This is a genomic window from uncultured Dysosmobacter sp., from assembly GCF_947631635.1.
Lineage (GTDB): Bacteria > Bacillota > Clostridia > Oscillospirales > Oscillospiraceae > Oscillibacter.
The window spans coordinates 46,825-68,258 of the sequence record NZ_CANRMB010000003.1 but is presented as its reverse complement, the minus strand read 5'-3'; the positions used below and the strand labels follow the sequence as shown (position 1 = coordinate 68,258).

Sequence of the window (21,434 nt, the reverse complement as noted above, 5' to 3'; positions counted from 1 at the left end):
GTCTTTTCATGTCTTTAGAGGAGGTGGCGGCCTGTGAAATTCGAAAAATGGAACATCGGTGATCCGCGGGAGCAGGACGTCGCCCTTCTGCGCAGCGCCGGATATCCCTACCTGCTCTCCATAGTCCTGGCGGCCCGGGGCATTGCCACCGCAGAGGCCGCCGCGGAATTCTTGGAGCAGGAGCGGAAGCTCACCATCTCTCCCACTCTGATGCGGGACATGGACAAGGCCGTGGCCCGCATCCAGCGGGCCATCAGTGAGGGAGAGACCATTGCCATCTTCGGCGACTACGACGTGGACGGCATCACTTCCACGGTGCTGCTGATGGACTATTTAAAAAGCTGCGGCGTAAAATGCCTGCGGTATATCCCCCGCCGGATCGAGGACGGATATGGTCTGTCCAAGGACGCCATCCAGGGTCTCTACGACCAGGGCGCCACGCTGATGATCACCGTGGACTGCGGCATCACCGGCAACGAGGAAGTGGATTTTGCAAACGCCCTGGGCATGGATGTGGTGGTGACGGACCACCACGAATGCAAGGAAGAGCTTCCCCATGCCGTGGCGGTGGTGGACCCCCACCGGCCGGACTGCCCGTATCCCTTCAAGCACCTGGCGGGCTGCGGCGTCGCCTTGAAGCTGGTCCTGGCCCTGGGCGGCGAGAGCCGGGAGGACGCCCTCTTTGCCCGGTACTGCACTCTGGCCGCCATTGGCACAGTGGCCGACGTCATGCGGATGGAGGGGGAGAACCGGACCATCGTCTCCTGCGGCCTGGAGGCCCTTTCCCACACGGATTTTGTGGGCGTTCACGCCCTTTTGAAAGAGGCGGGCCTGCTGGGCAAGCCCATCACCTCCATTCAGATCGGCTTTGTGCTCTCCCCCCGCATCAATGCCGCGGGCCGCATGGGCGCGGCGGATCTGGCCGCCGACCTGCTGGAGACCAGCGACCCCGCCCTGGCGGAAAAACTGGCCAAGGAGCTGTGCGACCTGAACCGGGAGCGCCAGACGGTGGAGCAGGCCATCTGCGCCGACGCCATCTGCCAGATCGAAAAGCTGCGCAGCGAGGACCGCAGCGCGCTGGTGCTGTCCAGCGAGGATTGGCACCAGGGCGTGGTGGGCATCGTGGCCTCCCGCCTGAGTGAGAAATACTCCTGCCCCAGCTTTATGATCCATTTGAAGGACGGCACCGGCAAAGGCTCCTGCCGTTCCTATGGCGGCTTTAACCTGTTCGCGGCCCTGGAATCCTGCGCCGACCTGCTGGACGGCTTCGGCGGCCACGAGCTGGCGGCGGGCTTCACCATCCCGGAGGAGAACATCGACGCTTTCCGCGCCCGGATGAACCGCTATGTCCGCTCCGCCTCCGGCGGAGCGCTGCCGGTGTCCTCCCTGGAGATCGACGCCCCCATCACCTGTCCCAACGATGTGACGCTGGACCAGGTGGAGCACTTGAGCCAGCTGGAGCCCTACGGCGCCGGGAATCCCCGGCCTGCCTTCGCTTTGCTGGGCGCCACGGTGGATGCCGTCCAGTCCGTGGGACAGGGGAAGCATCTGAAGCTGCGGCTCTCCAAGGGCACCTGCCGGTTCGACGCCATCTTCTTCTCCGTGACGGCGGAGGACTGCGGCATTGCCGCCGGGATGCGGGTGGACGCCGCCTTCTATCTCCAGGCCAATACCTTTCGGGGCAATACCACCCTGCAATTGCAGCTCATCGATATCCGGCCCTCCCTGACTCCCAGCCGCCACGAGGCGGAAGCGCTGGACCTGATCCGGCGGCTGACCGGCGGCGCGCCGATCTCTCCCCAGGAGACCGCCCGGCTCCGGGCCTCCCGAGACCAGTTCATCGCCTGCTGGCGGGTGCTGGAGCGGCATCTGCGGCCGGGCAAGACGGAGGCGGACCAGCTCCCCTATCTGCGGCAGCTGGCCGCGGAGGCCGGCGGCAGCGAGAGCTTCCTCCGCACCGCCCTGGCGCTGGAGGTCTTTCACGAGCGGGGCCTGATCACCATGGGCCTGCGGAACGAGCGCCTGACGCTCTGCCTGAATCCCACCCAGGGGAAGGTGGACCTGTTCGCCTGCCCCTATCTCGTCCGTTTGCAGGACGGCGCCCATCAAAACCGAGGTGACTTGTCATGACCATTCAGGAACAATACGAGCTGCTGGAAAAGACCGTCCGCGGGTATAATCCCGCCGCCGATTTCGCCCAGATCCACGCCGCCTTTGCGTTTGCGGACAAAGCCCATGCGGGGCAGAAGCGAAAGAGCGGCGAGCCCTATATCATCCACCCCCTGGCCGTGGCTCAGATCGTGGCGGAGGAATTGAAGCTGGACTCCGAGTCCATTGAGGCGGCCCTGCTCCACGACGTCATCGAGGACACTCCCGCCACCCATGAGGATGTGTCGAAGCTCTTCTCTCCCACCATCGCCGACCTGGTGGAGGGCGTCAGCAAGCTGACCCGGATCCAGTACGCCACCAAGGAAGACGAGCAGATGGAGAACCTGCGGAAGATGCTCATCGCCATGAGCAAGGACATCCGGGTCATCCTCATCAAGATCTCCGACCGGCTCCACAACATGCGGACCATGGAATACCAGTCTCCTGCCAAGCAGAAGCAGAAGTCTCTGGAGACCATGGAGATCTACGCCCCCATCTCCCACCGCCTGGGCATGCAGCGCATTAAGTGGGAACTGGAGGACCTGTCCCTGAAATATCTGGACCCCATCGGCTATGAGGAGATCGTCTCCAAGCTGGGCGTGAAGCAGAAGGAATACGACGCGTTCATGCAGCGCACCCAGATTCAGATCGACGACCGGCTCAACGAGCTGGGCATCCAGCACATTGTCTACGGCCGGATGAAGCACCCCTACTCCATCTACCGGAAGATGTTCAACCAGAACAAAAACCTGGATGAGATCTTCGACCTCTTCGCTTTCCGGGTGGTGGTGGAAAACGTGGGGGACTGCTACAACGTGCTGGGCGTCATCCACGATATCTACAAGCCCATCCTGGGCCGGTTCAAGGACTATATCGGCACGCCCAAGCCCAACGGCTACCAGTCCCTCCACACCACCGTCATGGGCACCGACGGCATCCCCTTTGAGGTGCAGATCCGCACCCGGCAGATGCACGAGATCGCCGAGTACGGCGTGGCCGCCCATTGGAAATACAAGCAGAACGGCCAGGGCGCGGGGACCGAGGGCCGCTATGAGTGGGTCCGGCGCCTGCTGGAAAATCAGGAGGGCGCCGACGCTGAGGACTATATCCACTCCCTGAAGGTGGATATGTTCGCCGACGAGGTGTTCGTATTCACGCCCAACGGCGACGTGCAGAACCTGCCCGCCGGCGCCACGCCCATCGACTTCGCCTATGCCATCCACTCCGCCGTGGGCAACCGGATGGTGGGCGCCAAGGTCAACAACCGCATCGTGACGCTGGACCATATTTTGAAAAACGGCGACATTGTGGAGATCATGACCTCCAAGAGCGCCAAAGGCCCCAGCCGGGACTGGATGAAGATCGCCAAGAGCAGCGAGGCCCGCAGCAAGATCCGCCAGTGGTTCAAGAAGGAGCGGAAAGAGGAAAATATCGCCAACGGCCGGGCCGCCTTTGAGGCAGAGCTGAAGCACTGCGGCATTTCCATGCGGGAAGTCATCTCCCAGGAAAACCTGCCGGGCCTGCTGAAAAAGGTGGCTTACGCCTCCCTGGACGACATGTACGCCGCCATTGGCTACGGCGGCTTCTCCGCGCAAAAGGCCGTCAGCCGGATGCACGGCGAGCTGCAGCGCATCGCCAAGCAGCACCAGCAGGAAAAACAGCTTCTGGAGGCCGCGGAGGCCAAACCTTCGGAGGAGCCCCGCCCCGCCGCGCCGAAAAAGATCAAGAGCGAACAGGGCATCATCGTGGAGGGACTGGACAACTGCCTGGTAAAATTCTCCAAGTGCTGCACCCCGGTGCCGGGGGATGAGATCGTGGGCTTTATCACCCGGGGCTACGGCGTGTCCGTCCACCGGGCGGACTGCCCCAACGCCTCTCCGGAAAAGCGGATGGCGCCGGGGCAGGAGGGCCGCTGGCTCAAGGTCTCCTGGGGCACCGACACCAATGACAGCTATCCCACCTCCCTGGAGGTGGTCTGCAAGGACCGGGCCAACCTGCTGCTGGACATTTCAGCCGCCCTGTCCACCACCAACACCTTTGTGCTGGGCGTCAACACCCGCAGCACCGAGGACGGCTTCGCCCTCTGCCGCCTGGAGATCCGCATTCGGGACGGCCAGCAGCTGCGGGCCGTGATGAACAAGCTCAACCAGATCTCCGGCGTGCTGAAGGTCACACGGCCCGCCGGCTGACGGCGTCAGAAACTGCGCGCCATTTCGTCCGGCTTTGCCGGACATCCATTCCGCTCCATTTCCTCCGCCTCCTTCAGAGGGAGCAGGCTCCCCCTTGAGCAACCCCCACCCCTGTGGGGGACGAAAGACAAAGAGAAGGAGCCGGAGGACGAGTTTGATTTGATATAAGGAGGGACCCTATGCGCGCAGTCGTCACCCGCGTCAAGCACGCCTCCGTCACCATTGAAGGCCGCGTCAGCGGCCGGATCGGCGAGGGCTTCCTCGTCCTGCTGGGCATCGGTCCCGGCGACACGGAGGATTCCGCCGTCAAGCTGGCGGACAAAGTCTGCAATCTCCGCATTTTTGAGGATGAAAACAAGAAGATGAACCTGAATCTGGAACAGGTGGGCGGCAGTCTGCTGGTCATCTCTCAGTTCACCCTGTACGCCGACACCGCCTCCCGCCGTCCCAACTTCGCCAGGGCGGCCAGGCCGGAGCAGGCCATCCCGCTGTATGAGCGGTTCATGGCCCGCTGCCGGGAGCGGGGCTTCACCGTGGAGCACGGCGAGTTCGGCGCCAAGATGGATGTGGAATCCCTGAACCACGGCCCGGTGACGATCCTGCTGGATACAGAGGGAGGTTTGGCGTAAATGGAGTTGAGCACTCTGGTAATCCTGTTTTTGCCGGTCTCCTGCTGGTGATCGCCCTGTACGCCCTGGTCAAAAAAGCCGTCAAGGACGCTCTGCGGGAATATGACGCGGAACAGGAGAAAAACGCTCCGGCCGCTCCTGACGTGGGTCCTGTATCCATTATCTCACTTCTTTTGGAGGTGCCCCATGGACATCAAAGCCTTACAGGTCGGCCCCATCGGGACCAACTGCTATATCCTCTGCGACGAGCTGGCGAAAGTCTGCGCCGTCATCGATCCCGGCGGGGACGCCGCCCAGGTGGCCGCTGCCGTCAAGAACACCGGATGCGCCCTTTGCGCCATTTTGTTGACCCACGGCCACTATGACCACACCGGCGGTGTGGAGGCGCTTCAGGGCCGCTGGCCGGATGTCCCTGTCTATCTGAACCGCCGGGACGTGTACGAGGGGGATGCTTATTTGCAGCAGCTGTTTCCCCCAGTCTCCGGCGCAGAGGATTACGGCGAGGGGGACACGGTGGCTGTGGGCGGACTGACGGTGGAGGTCCTGGCAACCCCCGGCCATTCCGAAGGCTCCGTCACCCTCCGCTGCGGGGATGTGCTGTTCTGCGGGGACACGTTGTTCGCAGGCTCCTGCGGCCGGACGGATTTCCCCGGCGGCAGCATGAAGAAGATCATGGCCTCCCTGAAACGGCTGGGCCGGTTGGAGGGGGATCTCCAGGTCCTCCCCGGCCATATGGAGCCGTCCACCCTGGACCGGGAACGGCGGATGAATCCCTACCTGCTCCAGGCCATACGGGAGCTTTGACAGGCCCTTCGCATGTCTGATGACGATTTTGGATAAGGAACGGATATGAAACTTGTTTTGAACGGACACGACGAGCGGTACGTGGTGGAGCAGAGCCTGATGAACCTGTTCCCCGGCGAGCTGCCGGTCTACGAGCCTGTCCTGCCCGGGGACGACACCTGGGCCGCCGTCTCCCTGGAGGAGACAGGAAATCAGTGCCGCGTCACCGTGGAGCTGTCCTATCAGGGGCGGAACACCGTCCAGGCCGCCCAGGCTCCCCTCTCCGGCACGGACTTTGACCGGGAGGGCCAGCGCCGCCACGCCATCGCCCGCTGTTTCTTTCTGGCCGCCCAGGCGGCCGCCGGCGTCACGCCGCCCTGGGGGATGCTCACCGGCGTCCGGCCCGACAAGCCGGTGACCTGGGCGTTGGCGGATGGAAAAACGCCGGAGCAGGCCCAGGCCATGCTGGAAACCGAATATTTCGTCACCCCGGAGCGGGCCGCCCTGGCTTTGGAGACCGGTTCCACAGCCCTGACAGCCGCCCGCGGCCTGGGGCCGAAGGACATCGCCGTATATGTGGGCATCCCGTTTTGCCCCACCCGGTGCGCCTACTGCTCCTTTGTCAGCCAGTCCGTGGAGCGGAGCTTCTCCCTGGTGCCGCCCTATGTGGACGCGCTGATCGAAGAGATCCGGTCCGGCGGCGCCATGGTCCGGGAGCAGGGTCTGCGGGTCCGGGCTTTCTACATGGGCGGCGGTACCCCCACCACCCTGACGGCGGAACAGATGGACCGGGTGCTGACGGCCTTTGAGGACGCCTTCGACACCGCCTCCTGCGGGGAGGTCACGGTGGAGGCGGGCCGTCCGGACACCATCACGGCGGAAAAGCTGGCGGTGCTGAAAGCCCACGGCGTGAGCCGGGTCTCCGTGAATCCCCAGACCATGGAGGACCACGTCCTGCGGGCCATTGGGCGGCGCCACACCGCCCGGGATATCGAAGCCGCCATGGACCTGGTGGCGAAATACCGGTTCCCCCATGTGAATATGGACCTGATCGCGGGCCTGCCGGAGGACACCCCCACGGGCTTCCGCCGGTCCCTGGACCGCTGTCTGGCCTTCGGCACGGACAATGTGACCGTTCACACCCTGGCTCTGAAAAAGGGGAGCCGTATCCTGCTGGAGGGCCTCTCCATCCCCGGACCGGAGGCGGTGGGGGAGATGCTGGACTACGCCGCCCCCGCTCTGCGGGCCGCCGGATACGGCCCCTATTACCTGTACCGGCAGAAGTACATGTCCGGCAGCTTTGAGAACATCGGCTGGTGCCGCCCCGGCGCGGAGTGCTGGTACAATGTCTATATCATGTCGGAGCTGTGCTCCATCCTGTCCTTCGGCGCAGGCGGCTCCACCAAGATGGTGGAGCCCGGCACCAACCGCATCGAGCGGGTGTTCAACCTGAAATATCCCAAGGAGTACACGGAGCGCCCGGAGAAATGCCTTGCCAATCAGGCGGCTTTCGCCGCGTTCTACGGTCAATTGGGGTCCAAGGATTGACGGCTGCCCGCAGCCATCGCCGCTGTCATCGGATGGGCCGCGATATGGCGATTCCGAAAGGGGCCTGAATAAGCCTGCACGCTTCATCCCGAATTTCTGATCTCCACTGAAAGGAGCCAACCGATATGCCATATTCTCTGACGCAGCTCAATGAGGCCATCCGCAGCGACCCCCAGGCCTTTGTCGAGGAATGCGACGCCGCCTTTGCCAAGAAGGTGGAAAACGCGGCGAAAAAGATTGCCGACCACCGCACGGAGTCCCGTATCATCCTGCTCTCAGGCCCCTCCGGCTCCGGCAAGACCACCACCGCCCTGAAAATCGAGGAGCAGCTGGACCGCATGGGCATCGAGACCCACACGGTCTCCATGGACAACTATTTCAACACCGTGGACCCGGAGACGGCGCCCCGGAACCGGGAGGGTGCCATCGACTTTGAGTCCCCCTTCTGTCTGGATGTGGACCTGCTGAACCGCCACTTTGCCATGCTGGACCGGGGTGAGACCATCCACGTGCCCAAATATGAGTTTGCCCGGCAGATGCGCTCCGACATTCTCTCCCAGCCCATGCGGCTGGGGGCCGACGATCTGGCGATCTTTGAGGGCATCCACGCCCTGAACGACATCATCGTGGGCAAGAACCCCCATGCCTTCAAGCTCTATATCGCCGCCCGGAGCAATCTGGTGGACGACAACGGCTCCATCGTGTTCCAGCACGCCTGGCTGCGGCTGTGCCGCCGCATCGTGCGGGACTTCAAGTTCCGGGGCAGCGACGCCGGCTTCACGCTGAAGATGTGGTCCAATGTCCGCCGGGGCGAGAAGCTGTATATCTCCCCCTATAAGGAAAACGCCCACATCATGTTCGACTCCTCTCTGGCCTTCGAGTTCGCCGTGCTGAAGCCCTTTGTGGTGCCCCTGCTGGAGGCCATCCCCGCGGGCAGATACGCCGTGGTGGGCGAGATGCTGAAGGGCTTTGAGAAAATTGAGCCTCTGGATGAGAAATATGTGGCCCCCAATTCTCTGGCGAGAGAATTTATTGGCGGAAGCACCTACGACAATCATTGAAGGAGGATCTGTTATGAACGAAAAGCTGTATGAACTGCTGGAAACCGTTCAGCGCACCGCTGTCCAGGTCAGAGGCACCGCCGCCGGCGCCGCCTATGGCATGGGAAAAAAGGCGGAGGCGCTGCTGTCCGTGGCCAAGCTGCGCATCCGCCTCGCCAACCTGGAGGGGAGTGTGGACGGCTGTATGATGGAGATCGGTGAGATGCTCTACGCCACCCATACCGGAGACCCCACCGACTCTGAGACGCTTCTGGCAAAGCTCCAGGAGATCGACGGTCTGAAAGCGGAGATCAATGAGGTAAACGCGCAAATCGGGCGGGCCCAGGCAGCCTCCGTCTGCGCCACCTGCGGCGCCGCCGTTCAGGCGGGCGATCTGTTCTGCCGGGAATGCGGAGGAAAATTATAATGGAAGCTTACACCTATAAGCAGTATCAGGAGAGCGCAGAGGCGCTGCGGGCCAAGCTGAATGGGTTCCAGCCCCGCGTCCTTCTGATCCTGGGCTCCGGCCTGGGGGCTCTTGGCGATGAGGTCCGGGACCCCATCGTGATCCCCTATTCGGACGTGCCCCACATGAAGCACTCCACCGCGCCGGACCACAAGGGCCAATTTGTCTTTGGACGTCTGTCCGGCCAGGACGTGGCGGTGATGCAGGGCCGCCTGCACACCTATGAGGGCTGGTCCTTCGCGGATGTCAGCTATCCCGTCCGGGTGCTGCGGCTGCTGGGGGCGGAGACGCTGATCGTCACCAACGCCGCAGGCGCTGTGAACACCGCCTTCTCCGCCGGGGACATCATGCTCATCACCGACCACATCAAGCTCTTCGGTGTCAGCCCCCTGTGCGGCCCCAATATCGATGCGTTCGGCCCCCGGTTCCCGGATATGAGCCATGTGTACACCCCCGCCCTTCAGGACGCGGCCCGTCAGGCCGCCGCCGGACTGGGCATCCCTCTGCGGGAGGGCGTTTACATGTACTTCCCCGGCCCCCAGTATGAGACCCCCGCCGAGGTCTGCCTCGCCCGGACGCTGGGCGCCAGCGCGGTGGGCATGTCCACTGTGCCGGAGGCCATCGTGGCCGCCCACTGCGGCATGCGGGTGCTGGGCTTCACCCTCTGCACCAACATGGCGGCGGGCGTGCTGGACCAGCCCCTGTCCGGCGAGGAGGTCATTGCCGCCGGTGTGGAGGCGGGTCCGAAATTCACCGCGCTGGTGAAAGCGTGTTTGGAGCGGGTATAAAGCGCCGGACCGGGCAATACATTAGATAGGTCCCTTTGCGCATCTTTAGTGTAAATTCGAGGTATCTCTCCATGTCGAATCAAAAAAAGCAATCCTTTTTGGGCGGTGCCGCCATTTTGGCGGCGGCTGTGGCCATCGTCAAGATCATTGGCGCTGTCTACAAGATCCCCTTCGGCAATATCGTGGGCAGCAGGGGCCAGACCTATTTCAACGTGGCCTACAACATCTACAATGTGCTGCTGACCATCTCCACCGCCGGTCTGCCCCTGGCCATCTCCAAGCTCACCAGCCAGGCCAGGACCCAGGGCCGGGAGAATCAAAAGCGCAAGATCTTCCGCACCGCTATCTGGCTGTTTTTCATCCTGGGTCTGGCAGGCTCCGCCCTGATGTATTTCGGCGCGGGCCAGCTGGCGGAGCTCATCCATGAGCCGCTGGGCTACTGGCCGATCCGGGCGCTGGCTCCCGCCGTCTTCTGCGTGTGCCTGCTGGCCTGCATGCGGGGCTATACCCAGGGCCAGGGCAACATGGCGCCCACCGCCATCTCCCAGGTGCTGGAGGCCCTTTGCAAGGTGTGCATCGGTCTGCCGCTGGCCTGGTATCTCCTGAAGCTGGGCTATGGGCTGGACATCGGCGCCGCCGGTGCCATCTTCGGTGTCACCGTGGGCACGACCCTGTCCATGCTGTTCCTGATCGTCTACATGCTGACCCACCGGGACCGGAGCACGGCCCTGGATGTGCCGGACAGCGGCGGGTCCATTATGCGGCAGGTGCTGGCCATCGGCGTCCCCATCACCCTCAGCAATTCCGCCATGAGCATCATCACGCTCGTCGATACCTCGAATGTATTGGGCCGTCTGAAAACGATCCCGGAGCTGGCCGACTCCGCGGCCACGCTGTTCGGTCAATACCAATTCGGCATGAATCTCATCAATCTGCCGCCCTCCTTTGTCTTTCCCGTCACCATGAGCCTGATCCCCTTCGCGGCGGCGGCCATCACCCGCAAGGACGCTGTGGAGGCGGACCGCATCGTCTCCTCGGCCTTCCGCATCATCGCTGTGCTGGCGATCCCCGCCGGCGTGGGGCTCAGTGTGGTGGGCGGCAGCGCCCTGGTCATGCTCTATCCCGCCCGGCAGGCCGACGCGCTGGCCGCCGGACCTCATATGCGCTGGCTGGGCATCGCCTGTATTTTCATCTGCCTGATGAATCTGACCAACGCCATTCTGCAGACCTACGGCAAGGAGCGCATCCCCATCATCACTGTCATCATCGGCGGCATCACAAAGGTCGTCCTGAACTACCTGCTGGTGGGAAACCCCGATATCAACATCCACGGCGCTCCCATCTCCACGCTGTGCTGCTACGTGGTCATCGTGGGCCTGAATCTGTTTTTTGTGTGGAAATACTCCGCCAAAAAGCCCCATTATGTCCAGCTGTTCGCCAAGCCCGTTCTGGCGTCCCTCCTCATGGGCGCCGCGGCCTGGGCCGCGGCGGGTTTCGCGGGCCGGGCCCTTGCCGGCAGCTCCGTCTATCTGTCCAATGCCGCCGCCACCCTGTGCGGCATTCTGGCCGGTGTCATCGTCTACGCTGTGCTGGTCATCGCCCTGCGCATCCTGCGGGCGGAGGACGTCCGGTCCATGCCCCACGGCGAAAAGCTTGTAAGACTTCTGCACTTAAAATAGGGGCGCGGGGCCGTCTTTTGGCCCCCGCTAGTAAAAATCCTTGAGATTCAAGGGTTTTCCAACGAAATTTCTTGCAAAGGCAGGCAATGTATGGTAGATTTTCAATGTAAGCCTCATTACGGCTGGGAGGACTTTTTGGAGATCATGAAGCTCCTCCGCGCTCCCGGCGGCTGTCCCTGGGATGCGGAGCAGACCCATGACTCCATCCGCCGGAACTTTTTGGAGGAGACCTACGAGGTCCTGGACGCGCTGGACCACGACGACCCCCATGCCATGTGCGAAGAGCTGGGAGACGTTTTGATGCAGGTGGTCTTTCACGCCCAGATCGAAACGGAGCGCGGCCGCTTCACCATGGACGACGTGGTGGACGGCGTGGCGCAGAAGCTGGTGTACCGCCACCCCCACGTGTTCGGCACGGTGCAGGCGGATACCAGCGAGCAGGTCCTGGTGAACTGGGAGGCTCTGAAGCGCCAAGAAAAGGGCCAGCGCTCCACTGCGGACGCCATCGAATCCGTGCCCCACACCCTGCCCGCCCTGTGGCGGTCCGAGAAGATCCAGAGCAAGACCGCCAAGGCCGGCTTTGACTGGCATGACGCTGTCGGCGCTCTGGACAAGCTGGAGGAAGAGGTGCGGGAGCTGCGGGAGGCCATGGAGTCCGGCAGACCTGCCGACAGTCCCCATGGCGTTCGGGAGGAGCTGGGCGACGTCCTGTTCATCGCCAGCAAGATCGCCCAGACGTCCGGCGTGGACCCCGAGGACGCCCTTCACCGGGCCTGCGACAAATTCGAGGCCCGCTTCCGCCGTGTGGAAACGGCGGCGGACAAGCCCCTCTCCGCCTGCACGGAGGCGGAATTGGCCGCACTCTGGAAGTCGGCCAAAAAAGAGTCTTAATCGCTTTCCGCGTTAAGAAAATAGATCTGGATCCAACAAATGATACAATTAGGAGGATATGACCCATGAACAAAGCTGAACTGATCAACGCCGTCGCTGCCAGCGCCGAGGTCTCCAAGAAGGATGCCGAGGCTGTTATCTCCGCGACTCTGGACACCATCACCGCCGCCCTGAAGGAGGGTGAGAAGGTCCAGCTGGTGGGCTTTGGCTCCTTCGAGGTGAAGAAGCGCGCCGCCCGCATCGGCCGCAACCCCAAGACCCGGGAGTCCATCGAGATCCCCGCTTCCGTCGTGCCCGTGTTCAAGGCTGGCAAGGCTCTGAAGGACGCCGTCGCGAAGTAATAGGCGAACAGATTTTGAGGCTGCCGGCACTGTGGTGCCGGCAGTCCTTATTTGGAGGATATCCCATGCGTTTGGATAAGTATTTGAAGGTCTCCCGCCTCATCAAGCGGCGGACCGTGGCCAACGAGGCCTGCGACAACGGATTGGTCACGGTCAACGGCAGGCCCGCCCGGGCCTCCTATGACGTGAAGGTGGGAGACCGGATCTCCCTGCGGTTCGGCGTCCGCACCGTCACCGTGGAGGTCCTGTCCGTCCAGGAGACGGTGAAGCAGGCTGACGCCGCCGCGCTGTACAAGGAGATCGGCCGGTGATCCCATCTCCCTGAGCAAGGCGGGCGTTCTTTCAATAGCCGCCTTTTCGGGGGAAGCATCCGGGCGCTGCCTTTCCGGCGGTCCGGGAATATTGGCAGGCATATTCCCTCCCGTCCGCCCATATCATGGGACAGGGAGGGACGAGTAATGAACGATTATAATACGATCCCACAGGCCGCCCACCGCCTGGAGCTGATGGGGCGGGAGCATCTGACGGTCTCCGGCGTGGAGGATGTGGAGCGCTTTGACGAGACGGGCATCGTCATGTCCACCTCCGCCGGAACGCTGGTCATCACCGGAGAGGACCTTCACATCGGAAAGCTCTCTCTGGACGGCGGCGAGCTCCATGTGGACGGCCGCATCGACTCCGTGTCCTATGAGGACCAGGGGACCAGCCGGGGCGGATTTTTCAGCCGCCTGTTCGGATAGCGATGAGGAATTACATCTCCCAACAGCTGCTGGTGTTTGTCCAGTCCATCCTGCTGGGGCTGTCCGCCGGACTGCTGTATGACCTGCTGCGCCCCTTCCGGCTGCGGCTCCCTCGGCTCACCGGGCCGCTGGACACCCTGTACTGTCTGGCCGTTGGAAGCACGATGTTCCTGTTCCTCCTGCGCCGGGCCGAGGGCCAGCTGCGGGGCTTTGTGCTGCTGGGCGCCGTGGGCGGCGCGGTGCTTTTCTTCTGCACGCTTTCCGCGGTATTGCGCCCTGTGTGGTCCTTTTGGGCGGACACACTGGCCTACTTGGTACATTTGTTGTCTTTTCCGCTGCTTTGGGCCAAAAATTTTTGCGAAAAAATGGCCCGACGCGGAAAAAATCTCTTTTATTTTGCGCGGAAATGCTATACAATAAGAAAAACTGGGTATCGATCACTCTTACACAAAGGAGGCGGCAGGCATGGGAAGCACACAAAAAAAGCACGCGCAAAAACGCCGGCACACCCGCGCCAGCCTGCCCACAAAGCTCCTGATCCTGACCCTACTGGTGGCCATCGGCTGGCAGCTGCACAGCCTCCACGGTCAGGTGGAAAGCGCCCAGGAAAGAAAAGAGCTCCTGGCCGCGCAGGTAGAGGCGAAAACTCAGGAAAATGACGCCCTTGCTGCGGACATCGCCGAGGGCCCCACACCGGAGAAAATGCAGGACATCGCCCGGGAGGAGCTGGGCTGGGTCGCTCCGGGCGAATATGTGTTTTACAACAGGAACAATTGATCGGTGTCGGGCGACGAGGATGGCGGCCGCTTTCCGCGTGCGCCGGCATCGGTCTTTTTTGATGGCTGTTCTCAAGATTTAAGAACAGCGAAAATCATGGAAGGAGAAACAAGTTACTGTATGGAGCCGCAGGTTGGGAGCATTCTGGAGGGCAAGGTGACCACCATCACCAAATTCGGCGCGTTTGTCGCCCTGGAGGGCGGGCGGTCCGGTTTGGTACATATCTCGGAGATCGCCAACACCTTTGTCAACGACGTACACGATTTTCTGCAGGAGGGACAGACTGTCAAGGTCCTGGTCCTGTCTGCGGAGAACGGGAAGATCAATCTTTCCATCAAGAAGGCTCTGCCGCCCCAGGAACGGCCCGCTCCCCGGGGCCCCCGTCCCATGGGCGCCCGCCCCGCCGGACCCCGTCCGGCCGCCGGAGGCGGTGCAGCGGCTCCCCGGCCCGCCCAGCCGCCCCGGTCCTTTGGCCGCGCACAGCAGCCCCTGCCGCCCTCCGGCGACCAGTCCTTTGAGGATAAGCTCAAGCAGTTCCTCTCCTCCTCCGAGGGCAAAATGGCCGATCTGAACCGCAGCATCGACGGCAAGCGGGGCGGCCGCAGAAGAAGATAAGACCAACGGGACCGCACAGCGGTCCCGTTTTTCCATAGGGATAAAAAAGAGCCGCCCGGCGGTTTTCGCCGTGCGGCCCAAGCGGGTGGGATATTGGAAAGCTTCCTTCATCATAATAGCACCGCCCCTATTCCTTGTAAATAGGAGCTTTTGCCGCTTTTACACTGCTTTTGTCGAAAGACCGCACCCTTGAACAATTTGTAAAACTTCCCATATTTCCTCTATGCAAGAGCCGACAGATGTGTTATACTGTACAAAAGAGAGGACCCCGCCTCTCTTCCACACGAAAGGAGCGATCTCGATGAAGTACACCTACGCCTGCAAGAAAGTCTCTCTGAACGATTCGATCAAGGAGTACGCTGAGAAAAAGATCTCCAAGCTGGAGCGCTACTTCCGGGAGGAGGACACCACCGCGTTTGTGACTTTTTCCGTGGAAAAAGACCACCTGTGCACGGTGGAGATCACGATCCGCGGCGGCGGCACACTGTTCCGTGCCCAGACGGAAGCGCCGGATGGTGATATGCGCGGCGCCATTGACGCCGCGGTGGGATATATCGAGCGCCAGATCCTGAAGAACAAGACCCGCCTGTCCAAACGCCTGCGGAGCGAGGGCTTTCCGCCGCCCGCCCCTGCCAATGATTTTGAGGTCGCAGAGGAGAAGGAGTTCAACATCGTCCGCACCAAGCGCTTCTCCGTGAAGCCCATGAGCCCGGAGGAGGCCATTTTGCAGATGAATCTGCTGGACCACGATTTCTTCGTGTTCCGCAGCAGCGAGGATGACAGCCTCTGCATCGTCTACCAGCGGAAAAACGGCGGCTACGGCCTGATCGTTACCGGCGAGGAAGAGTGACGCATTCCTAAATAACCCGGGAGGCCGAGGATCGGCCTCCCGGGTTTTCTTGACTGGTCCACCCCTCCGTTGGGCGGGGAGCATGGGCAGTCCCAAAATGAAACTACCCGATAAATACGCTAATTCAAATCAAAAAGGCAACTCTCATAATCTTTTAAAAAATATCTGATATTTTTTCGCCCTCTTGGAATGATTACATGTCCTTCTCTCTCCAGCATCTCTTTCTGCGCCTCGATACCACCAGGATATTTTTCATTGAGTTCTCCATTTGCCTTGAGCGTTCTCCAATAAGGCGTTTTTTCTTCGGAGCGCTGATAACTCGCCCACGCGGCAATGGAAACAAAAATTCCGGCTGTAATGGGTTCTGTAAAATCCGCACCGCTTAATTTTGCAAAGTATTCTCTGATTTTACCAACTGTGATTATTTTGCCACAAGGTATTTTCCGCATCACTTTGTCATAGTCGATCGGCGGCGCAAAATACATTCTGCTTCCGCCATATTTCTCAATACTTTTTGGGTCTGTAATTGTCTGGATCTTTGGCATATCCTTACTATCATGCAGCATAGCATTAAAATCCTTCTTATCTTCATCAGCCATATCAGCCACCTCCTGCTTTAAAGATAATCCGTTCAGCAATTCTATGCAATGAGACAGTTTGAAAAAAGTATCGGCAGCTTCCACTTGATTGCGTTCATTTTATCAAATCAAATTGTCTGCGGCAAGGATGCTTTGTGAAGCCGCTGGGATTTTTACCGGCAGCAACTGTCAAAAAGGAGCCTGCACCGGCGCGGACTTGCCTTTTCATCTGGCATTTGTTATACTGTATAAAACCTCCTTAGAGGGAGGTAAATCGCGTGAAGGAATCTGTAAACTCTATGAAAATGATATTTTTAGTGGACGGCGACAACAATATCGGCACCGGCCTGAAGGGCATCGATATGCTCTCCGAGCAGGACGCCGTCCTGGTCTTTTACCAAAAGAGCGGCTTGGCGCTGGCCAAGATCCAAAAGCTCTGCGCCGGGACCCGCGCCGAGGTCCAGTATATCGAGAGCGTCCGGGGCGGCAAGAACTCCATCGACTTCCAGATCATCACAGAGCTGGGCGTGCTGGTGGGGAAGCGGGCGGCGGACTATGCCTATGTCATCAGCCAGGACAAGGGCTACGCGGCCTCCATCGACGCCCTGCGGGCCCGGTATGCCGACGCCTTCCAGGAGGTGGCCCTGCGCCCCTCCATCGAGGACTGCCTGCACCTGCCCTTTGTGCTGAAGGCCGCCACCCGGCAGGACCTGTGCAACGCCCTGGTGAAGGAATACGGCGCCGCCCAGGGCGAAGCGCTGTACAACCACCTGAAAACCGTTTTTCAGGGACCGGAAGCGCCGGAGTCCGCGGAACCGGAGAAAAAGGCGGCCCGTCCCCGGCGGAACTACCGCCGGAAAAAGGCCGTCCCGGAAAAAGAAAACGCATAAACAGACACGTCCCGGAGGGGGGGGCCTCCGGGACGTGTTTTTATAGTCGGCACAGTGGAAAAGAATTCAAAAGATTCTTTTCCATGCAGCGCTGCTGTGCAGCGTTGCAGACCTCATATACGGCCCTCTGTGCCTGCCTTCAATAGGAACCGCACACGCGCCTTGCGCGCCGGTGGGCCAAAGTTCCGCCGGTTGAAAAGGAGCTTGTGCCCCTTTTCAACTGCGTTGACTATATCAGGCGTTCTGCGTGTCCACCTCGTGCATGTGGGCGATCAGGTCCAGGAGCTTGTTGGTATAGCCCCACTCGTTGTCGTACCAGGCGATGAGCTTCACAAAATCGTCGTCCAGCATGATGCCCGCCGTCTCGTCAAAGATGCAGGTCTGGGAAAAGCCGGTCAGGTCCGAGGAGACCACCTGGTCCCGGGTGCAGGTGATGATGCCCTTCATGCTGTTCTGCGCGGCGTTTTCCATGGCCACGCACACATCATGGTAGCTGGCCGGCTGGATCAGCCGCGCGGTCAGGTCCACCACGGACACATCGTTGGTAGGCACCCGGAAGCTCATGCCGGTCATGCGGCCCTTCAGCTCCGGGATGACCTCGCCCACCGCCTTGGCAGCGCCGGTGGAGGAGGGGATGATATTGCCCAGCACGCTGCGGCCTGTCCGCCAGTCCCGGCCGGCACGGGCGTCCACAGCCTTCTGCTTGGCGGTGGCGGCGTGGATGGTGGACATCAGCGCCTGCCGGATGCCGAAGGTGTCGTTGATGACCTTGGTCATGGGGGCCAGGCAGTTGGTGGTGCAGGAGGCGTTGGAGACCACGTCCATCTCCGGGCTGTACTTCTTGTGGTTGACGCCCATGACAAAGGTGGGCGTGCAGTTGTCCTTGGAGGGGGCGGAGATCACCACCTTTTTCGCGCCGCCCGCCAGGTGGATGGATGCCTTTTCCGTGGTGTTGTAGGCGCCGGTGGACTCGATGATGTATTCCGCGCCGCAGTCGTCCCAGTGGAGCTGGGAGGCGTCGCTCTCGCTGTATACCCGGATCTTCTTTCCATTGAGGATCAAATGCTGGTCATCCCGCTCCACGCTGCCCTGGAACGTCCGAAAAACAGAGTCATATTTCACCTGATAGACCATATAATCCAAGTCCGCATTCCGCAGATTGATGCCGCAGATCTGATAGCTGTTGCAGCCCCGCTCCACCATGATCCGCAGTGCCACGCGGCCGATCCGGCCAAAGCCGTTGATACCCACTTTGATAGCCATAGTTCTGTTTCCCTTCCAGCCCTTTATTTTACCGGCGGTACCGGTAAGTCTTGTTTTCATTATACCACTTACCTCTGTTAAGTTAAATGGGTTTTACGCAAAATTGCGTATTGTTTGAAAATATTTTCTTAGGAAAATTGTACAGTCTACTGCCGTTTGCTCCTGTTCCTTCCGATGGGATTCGACACAATTCGACAAAATCCTTGTTTTTCCAGCGTAGTTTTGCTATTCTATTGGTACGGCAGGCAGGGTTTTCCTCGTTTGACCGGCAGGCCTGCCGCAAATGCTACATCCAGCGCGTCAAATACCCGAAAGGAGCTTTTCATGGAGCCGGATCAAAATCAACTGGCATCCCTGTTTCCCAATATCGCCGCGCAGCTGCGGGGCACTCTCAGCAATCTGCATCTGGCCGCCGCGCAGCTGGCTCCCGCCGGCGCCCGGGAAGAGGACCCCAAGCTGGATGCGCAGGCCGCCCTGTTGGACCAGAGCTATTATCAGCTTCTGCGGCTGGTAAACAGCCTGTCCTCCGCGGCCTACCTCACCAGCGACACACCGCTGCCTCTTCAGGACCGGGACATTGTCGATCTGGTCAGCGGCCTGTGTGACCGCGCCGCCGCTCTGGCGCCGCTCCTGGGACTGGAACTGCGGTTCGTCTGCGCCATGGACCGCCATATCTGCGCCATCGCGCCGGACGCACTGGAGCAGCTTCTCTATCATCTGCTGTCCAATGCGTTCAAATTCACCCCCTCTGGCGGGACTGTTACCGTGGAGCTGCGGGTACGGCAGAAGCATGTGCTTCTCTCCGTGGCGGATACGGGCTGCGGCATTCCGGAGGAACGTCTCGCCACTCTGTTCGACCGCTATCTCCAGAGTGGAGCGATCGATCCGCCGCCCCATGGACTGGGGCTGGGGCTGCCCCTGTGCCGCCGGATCGCGGAGCGGCAGGGAGGCGCCTTGATGGCGGAATCCCATCCCGGCAAAGGCAGCCGGTTTATCCTCTCCCTGCCGGACCGGCAGGTGGGCGGCGGTGTGTCTGATGTGCCCTTCGATTACTCCGGAGGCTTTAACCGCACGCTGCTGGCCCTGGCGGACGCCCTGCCCCCCCAAGCGTTTCTGCTCCGCAGCCAGGATTGATCTGTTTGGCCGCGAGGATCTTGTCCCTCGCGGCCAAATTTTTGTTTGCTTTTCCCGCCTGATCCGATACAATACCAGTATGGTTTTAAAAAAGGAGTGTTTCCATGTCTTATAAGCGCGTATTCGTCGCCATGAGCGGCGGCGTGGACAGCGCCGGTGCGGCGCTGCTGCTGCAAAAGGCCGGCTATGAGGTCTCCGGCGTCACGCTGCGGCTCCATTCTTATAAAGACCGCCCGGGACTCTGTGGCTCGGCGGAAGACATCGAAGCCGCCCAGTCTGTGGCAGCCTCTTTGGGCATTCCCCATACCGTGCTGGACTTGAGCGAGCTGTTTCAATGCGCTGTGATGGATAAATTCGTCTCCGAATACGTCCATGGGCGCACGCCGAACCCCTGCATCGACTGCAACCGGGAGGTCAAATTCGGCGCCCTGCTGGATTGGGCCCTGTCCCATGGCGCGGACGCCATCGCCACCGGCCACTATGCCCGGGTGTCCCTGGATGAGGCCTCCGGCCGCTGGCTGCTGCTGCGGGGGCAGGACCGCCGCAAGGACCAGAGCTATGTGCTCTACCAGTTGACACAGCATCAGCTGTCCCACCTGCTGCTTCCGGTAGGGACCTATGAAAAGCCTGCTCTGCGGGCTTTAGCGGCGCAGGCGGGCCTGTCCAACGCCGAAAGAGCCGACAGCCAGGATATCTGCTTCATCCCTGATGGAGACTATGTTTCATTCTTGTGCCGCTATGGCGGTGTGGAATTGACCCCCGGCGATTTTGTGGACCAGTCCGGCCGCGTTCTGGGCCGTCATAAGGGACTGGTCTGTTACACCACCGGCCAGCGAAAGGGGCTGGGTGTCAGCGCCGACATGCCGCTGTACGTGCTGAAAAAGAATCTGGATGCCGACACAGTCGTTTTGGGGCCGGACCGTGATCTATATGCCCGGGAATTGACCGCAGAGCGCGTTAACTGGATCTCCATCCCGGAGCTGACCGCTCCCATGGCCGTCACCGCCAAGACCCGCTACAGCCAGCGGGAGGCGGCTGCCGTGGTGGAGCCCCTCCCGGATGGGCGTATCCGCGTCGTCTTCGACGAGCCCCAGCGGGCCATCACCGCCGGACAGGCCGTGGTGCTGTATGACGGCGAGAAGGTGGTGGGCGGCGGCACTATCTGCGGCTGAACGCAAAAGGACGCCGCATCCGCGGCGTCCTGCACCCTTATCGGTCGCTGGTGAGCCAACAATCTTGAAAAATCAAATCGTCTACATCTCCCATGCGATTTGCCTGGACTTCCATATTCAGTTCCTCCTTTGCATTTCGTGCTCCTGTCAGTATATGCGCAAGGGCCTGCAAAATTGCACAGAACGATGCAACGCAGAATCTGTCGAAGGATTTTTTGATATTTTTCCCTTGCAGCCTTGACAGAATGGGGTGGTTGTGGTATTCTAATTATTGCCGACAAGCTGCCGGTGTGGTGGAATAGGTAGACACAGGAGACTTAAAATCTCCCGGTAGCAATACTGTACCGGTTCGAGTCCGGTCACCGGCACCACAAAATAAGATATCGCGGAGTAGAGCAGTTGGTAGCTCGTCGGGCTCATAACCCGAGTAGTTACCATCATTTCCGGGGCAGTACCGGAAACCGCGGAAAATTTAACATCGCGGGGTAGAGCAGTTGGTAGCTCGTCGGGCTCATAACCCGGAGGTCGGAGGTTCAAGTCCTCCCCCCGCAACCATGGTGTGCGACCAAAATAGATACGCACGATGAAACCCTAGAACCGCAACGGTTCTAGGGTTTTTTCGTCCCCCCATTTGAGGTTGCGAAAAAAAGATACCGAAAGCATCAGGTGAATATTCAGAATGACATGAACTAACGCCCCCTCTATTTCGAGCCGATTTTTCAAGATAATTTTGAAAAATCGGCTCTTTTTTCTTTCTTGAAATTGTAAATTTTTTATGAACAAAGAGGTTACGCCTACATTTTATCACAAACCACCCATCGACGAAATACAGGCGGAATTAAGCAAATGAGGTGTTGACCAGTTTCAAAAGAGTATGGTTTCCCATCATACGTTTACCTGCCGGAGTGATCAA

At 60.6% G+C, this 21,434-nt stretch carries 21 protein-coding genes, 2 tRNA genes and 1 pseudogene; 22 read left to right on the top strand and 2 right to left on the bottom strand.

All coding sequences use genetic code 11. The annotated features are described in order from the left end of the window. The first annotated feature begins 33 nt into the window (after window positions 1-33). The 17 genes and pseudogenes from recJ to raiA all read left to right on the top strand — a co-directional run bounded on the left by recJ (window position 34) and on the right by raiA (window position 15,484). Window positions 34-2,130 carry a single-stranded-DNA-specific exonuclease RecJ gene (gene recJ / locus Q0Z71_RS02965; protein ID WP_298018004.1) on the top strand — a complete coding sequence of 699 codons (2,097 nt, stop codon included), beginning with the start codon at window positions 34-36 and terminating at the stop codon, window positions 2,128-2,130. Beyond that, a complete protein-coding gene (locus tag Q0Z71_RS02960; RefSeq protein WP_298018002.1) occupies window positions 2,127-4,337 on the top strand; it encodes a bifunctional (p)ppGpp synthetase/guanosine-3',5'-bis(diphosphate) 3'-pyrophosphohydrolase in 2,211 nt (736 codons plus the stop codon). The genes recJ and Q0Z71_RS02960 overlap by 4 nt, the downstream gene beginning before the upstream one ends. A 179-nt stretch (window positions 4,338-4,516) precedes the next feature. Next, window positions 4,517-4,966 (top strand): D-aminoacyl-tRNA deacylase, encoded by a 450-nt coding sequence (dtd, locus tag Q0Z71_RS02955; protein ID WP_298018000.1) that lies wholly within the window; start codon window positions 4,517-4,519, stop codon window positions 4,964-4,966. Window positions 4,967-5,152: 186 nt separating this feature from the next. Beyond that, window positions 5,153-5,770 (top strand): MBL fold metallo-hydrolase, encoded by a 618-nt coding sequence (locus tag Q0Z71_RS02950; protein ID WP_298017997.1) that lies wholly within the window; start codon window positions 5,153-5,155, stop codon window positions 5,768-5,770. A 45-nt stretch (window positions 5,771-5,815) separates the two neighbouring features. Then, on the top strand, window positions 5,816-7,297 hold the full coding sequence (gene hemZ, locus Q0Z71_RS02945; protein WP_298017993.1) for a coproporphyrinogen dehydrogenase HemZ: 1,482 nt from the start codon (window positions 5,816-5,818) through the stop codon (window positions 7,295-7,297). Window positions 7,298-7,422: 125 nt separating this feature from the next. After that, window positions 7,423-8,358, top strand: a complete 936-nt coding sequence (locus tag Q0Z71_RS02940; protein ID WP_298017990.1) for a uridine kinase — start codon at window positions 7,423-7,425, stop codon at window positions 8,356-8,358. Between the two features lie 13 nt (window positions 8,359-8,371). Continuing rightward, complete coding sequence (locus Q0Z71_RS02935; RefSeq protein ID WP_298017987.1) at window positions 8,372-8,764, top strand: hypothetical protein; 393 nt, start codon at window positions 8,372-8,374, stop codon at window positions 8,762-8,764. Continuing rightward, window positions 8,764-9,591 carry a purine-nucleoside phosphorylase gene (locus Q0Z71_RS02930; RefSeq protein ID WP_298017984.1) on the top strand — a complete coding sequence of 276 codons (828 nt, stop codon included), beginning with the start codon at window positions 8,764-8,766 and terminating at the stop codon, window positions 9,589-9,591. The genes Q0Z71_RS02935 and Q0Z71_RS02930 overlap by 1 nt, the downstream gene beginning before the upstream one ends. Before the next feature lie 71 nt (window positions 9,592-9,662). Beyond that, window positions 9,663-11,270, top strand: coding sequence for a polysaccharide biosynthesis protein (locus tag Q0Z71_RS02925; RefSeq protein WP_298017981.1), 1,608 nt, complete (start codon window positions 9,663-9,665; stop codon window positions 11,268-11,270). A 90-nt stretch (window positions 11,271-11,360) separates the two neighbouring features. Beyond that, a complete protein-coding gene (mazG, locus tag Q0Z71_RS02920) occupies window positions 11,361-12,161 on the top strand; it encodes a nucleoside triphosphate pyrophosphohydrolase (RefSeq protein WP_298017978.1) in 801 nt (266 codons plus the stop codon). A gap of 65 nt (window positions 12,162-12,226) precedes the next feature. After that, window positions 12,227-12,502, top strand: a complete 276-nt coding sequence (locus tag Q0Z71_RS02915; RefSeq protein ID WP_298017975.1) for an HU family DNA-binding protein — start codon at window positions 12,227-12,229, stop codon at window positions 12,500-12,502. Between the two features lie 65 nt (window positions 12,503-12,567). Continuing rightward, a complete protein-coding gene (locus Q0Z71_RS02910) occupies window positions 12,568-12,813 on the top strand; it encodes an RNA-binding S4 domain-containing protein (protein ID WP_298017971.1) in 246 nt (81 codons plus the stop codon). Window positions 12,814-12,960: 147 nt separating this feature from the next. Next, entirely contained in the window at window positions 12,961-13,242 is a 282-nt protein-coding gene (locus Q0Z71_RS02905; protein WP_298017968.1) for a YabP/YqfC family sporulation protein, read from the top strand. A 2-nt stretch (window positions 13,243-13,244) separates the two neighbouring features. After that, window positions 13,245-13,496, top strand: a pseudogene (gene yabQ, locus Q0Z71_RS17060) (spore cortex biosynthesis protein YabQ); the annotation flags it as partial. A gap of 211 nt (window positions 13,497-13,707) precedes the next feature. Continuing rightward, window positions 13,708-14,019, top strand: coding sequence for a septum formation initiator family protein (locus tag Q0Z71_RS02900; protein WP_298017965.1), 312 nt, complete (start codon window positions 13,708-13,710; stop codon window positions 14,017-14,019). Between the two features lie 120 nt (window positions 14,020-14,139). Further along, window positions 14,140-14,634, top strand: a complete 495-nt coding sequence (locus Q0Z71_RS02895) for a S1 RNA-binding domain-containing protein (RefSeq protein WP_298017961.1) — start codon at window positions 14,140-14,142, stop codon at window positions 14,632-14,634. A 301-nt stretch (window positions 14,635-14,935) separates the two neighbouring features. Next, on the top strand, window positions 14,936-15,484 hold the full coding sequence (gene raiA, locus Q0Z71_RS02890) for a ribosome hibernation-promoting factor, HPF/YfiA family (protein ID WP_298017958.1): 549 nt from the start codon (window positions 14,936-14,938) through the stop codon (window positions 15,482-15,484). A 119-nt stretch (window positions 15,485-15,603) separates the two neighbouring features. Here raiA and Q0Z71_RS02885 read toward each other — a convergent pair whose 3' ends face one another. Then, entirely contained in the window at window positions 15,604-16,083 is a 480-nt protein-coding gene (locus Q0Z71_RS02885) for an MGMT family protein (RefSeq protein ID WP_298017955.1), read from the bottom strand. 257 nt (window positions 16,084-16,340) lie between these two features. On the opposite strand from Q0Z71_RS02885, the gene Q0Z71_RS02880 reads away from it, so the two are divergent. Next, window positions 16,341-16,952 carry a PIN domain-containing protein gene (locus tag Q0Z71_RS02880; RefSeq protein WP_298017952.1) on the top strand — a complete coding sequence of 204 codons (612 nt, stop codon included), beginning with the start codon at window positions 16,341-16,343 and terminating at the stop codon, window positions 16,950-16,952. Between the two features lie 234 nt (window positions 16,953-17,186). Here Q0Z71_RS02880 and gap read toward each other — a convergent pair whose 3' ends face one another. Then, complete coding sequence (gene gap, locus Q0Z71_RS02875) at window positions 17,187-18,215, bottom strand: type I glyceraldehyde-3-phosphate dehydrogenase (RefSeq protein ID WP_298017949.1); 1,029 nt, start codon at window positions 18,213-18,215, stop codon at window positions 17,187-17,189. Window positions 18,216-18,539: 324 nt separating this feature from the next. On the opposite strand from gap, the gene Q0Z71_RS02870 reads away from it, so the two are divergent. The 4 genes from Q0Z71_RS02870 (at window position 18,540) to Q0Z71_RS02855 (ending at window position 21,076) form a co-directional block, all read left to right on the top strand. Beyond that, entirely contained in the window at window positions 18,540-19,349 is an 810-nt protein-coding gene (locus Q0Z71_RS02870; protein WP_298017946.1) for a sensor histidine kinase KdpD, read from the top strand. Window positions 19,350-19,453: 104 nt separating this feature from the next. Next, a complete protein-coding gene (mnmA, locus tag Q0Z71_RS02865) occupies window positions 19,454-20,521 on the top strand; it encodes a tRNA 2-thiouridine(34) synthase MnmA (RefSeq protein ID WP_298017944.1) in 1,068 nt (355 codons plus the stop codon). A gap of 284 nt (window positions 20,522-20,805) precedes the next feature. Continuing rightward, a tRNA-Leu gene (locus Q0Z71_RS02860) sits at window positions 20,806-20,892 on the top strand. Between the two features lie 108 nt (window positions 20,893-21,000). Next, a tRNA-Met gene (locus tag Q0Z71_RS02855) sits at window positions 21,001-21,076 on the top strand. Window positions 21,077-21,434 lie beyond the last annotated feature (358 nt).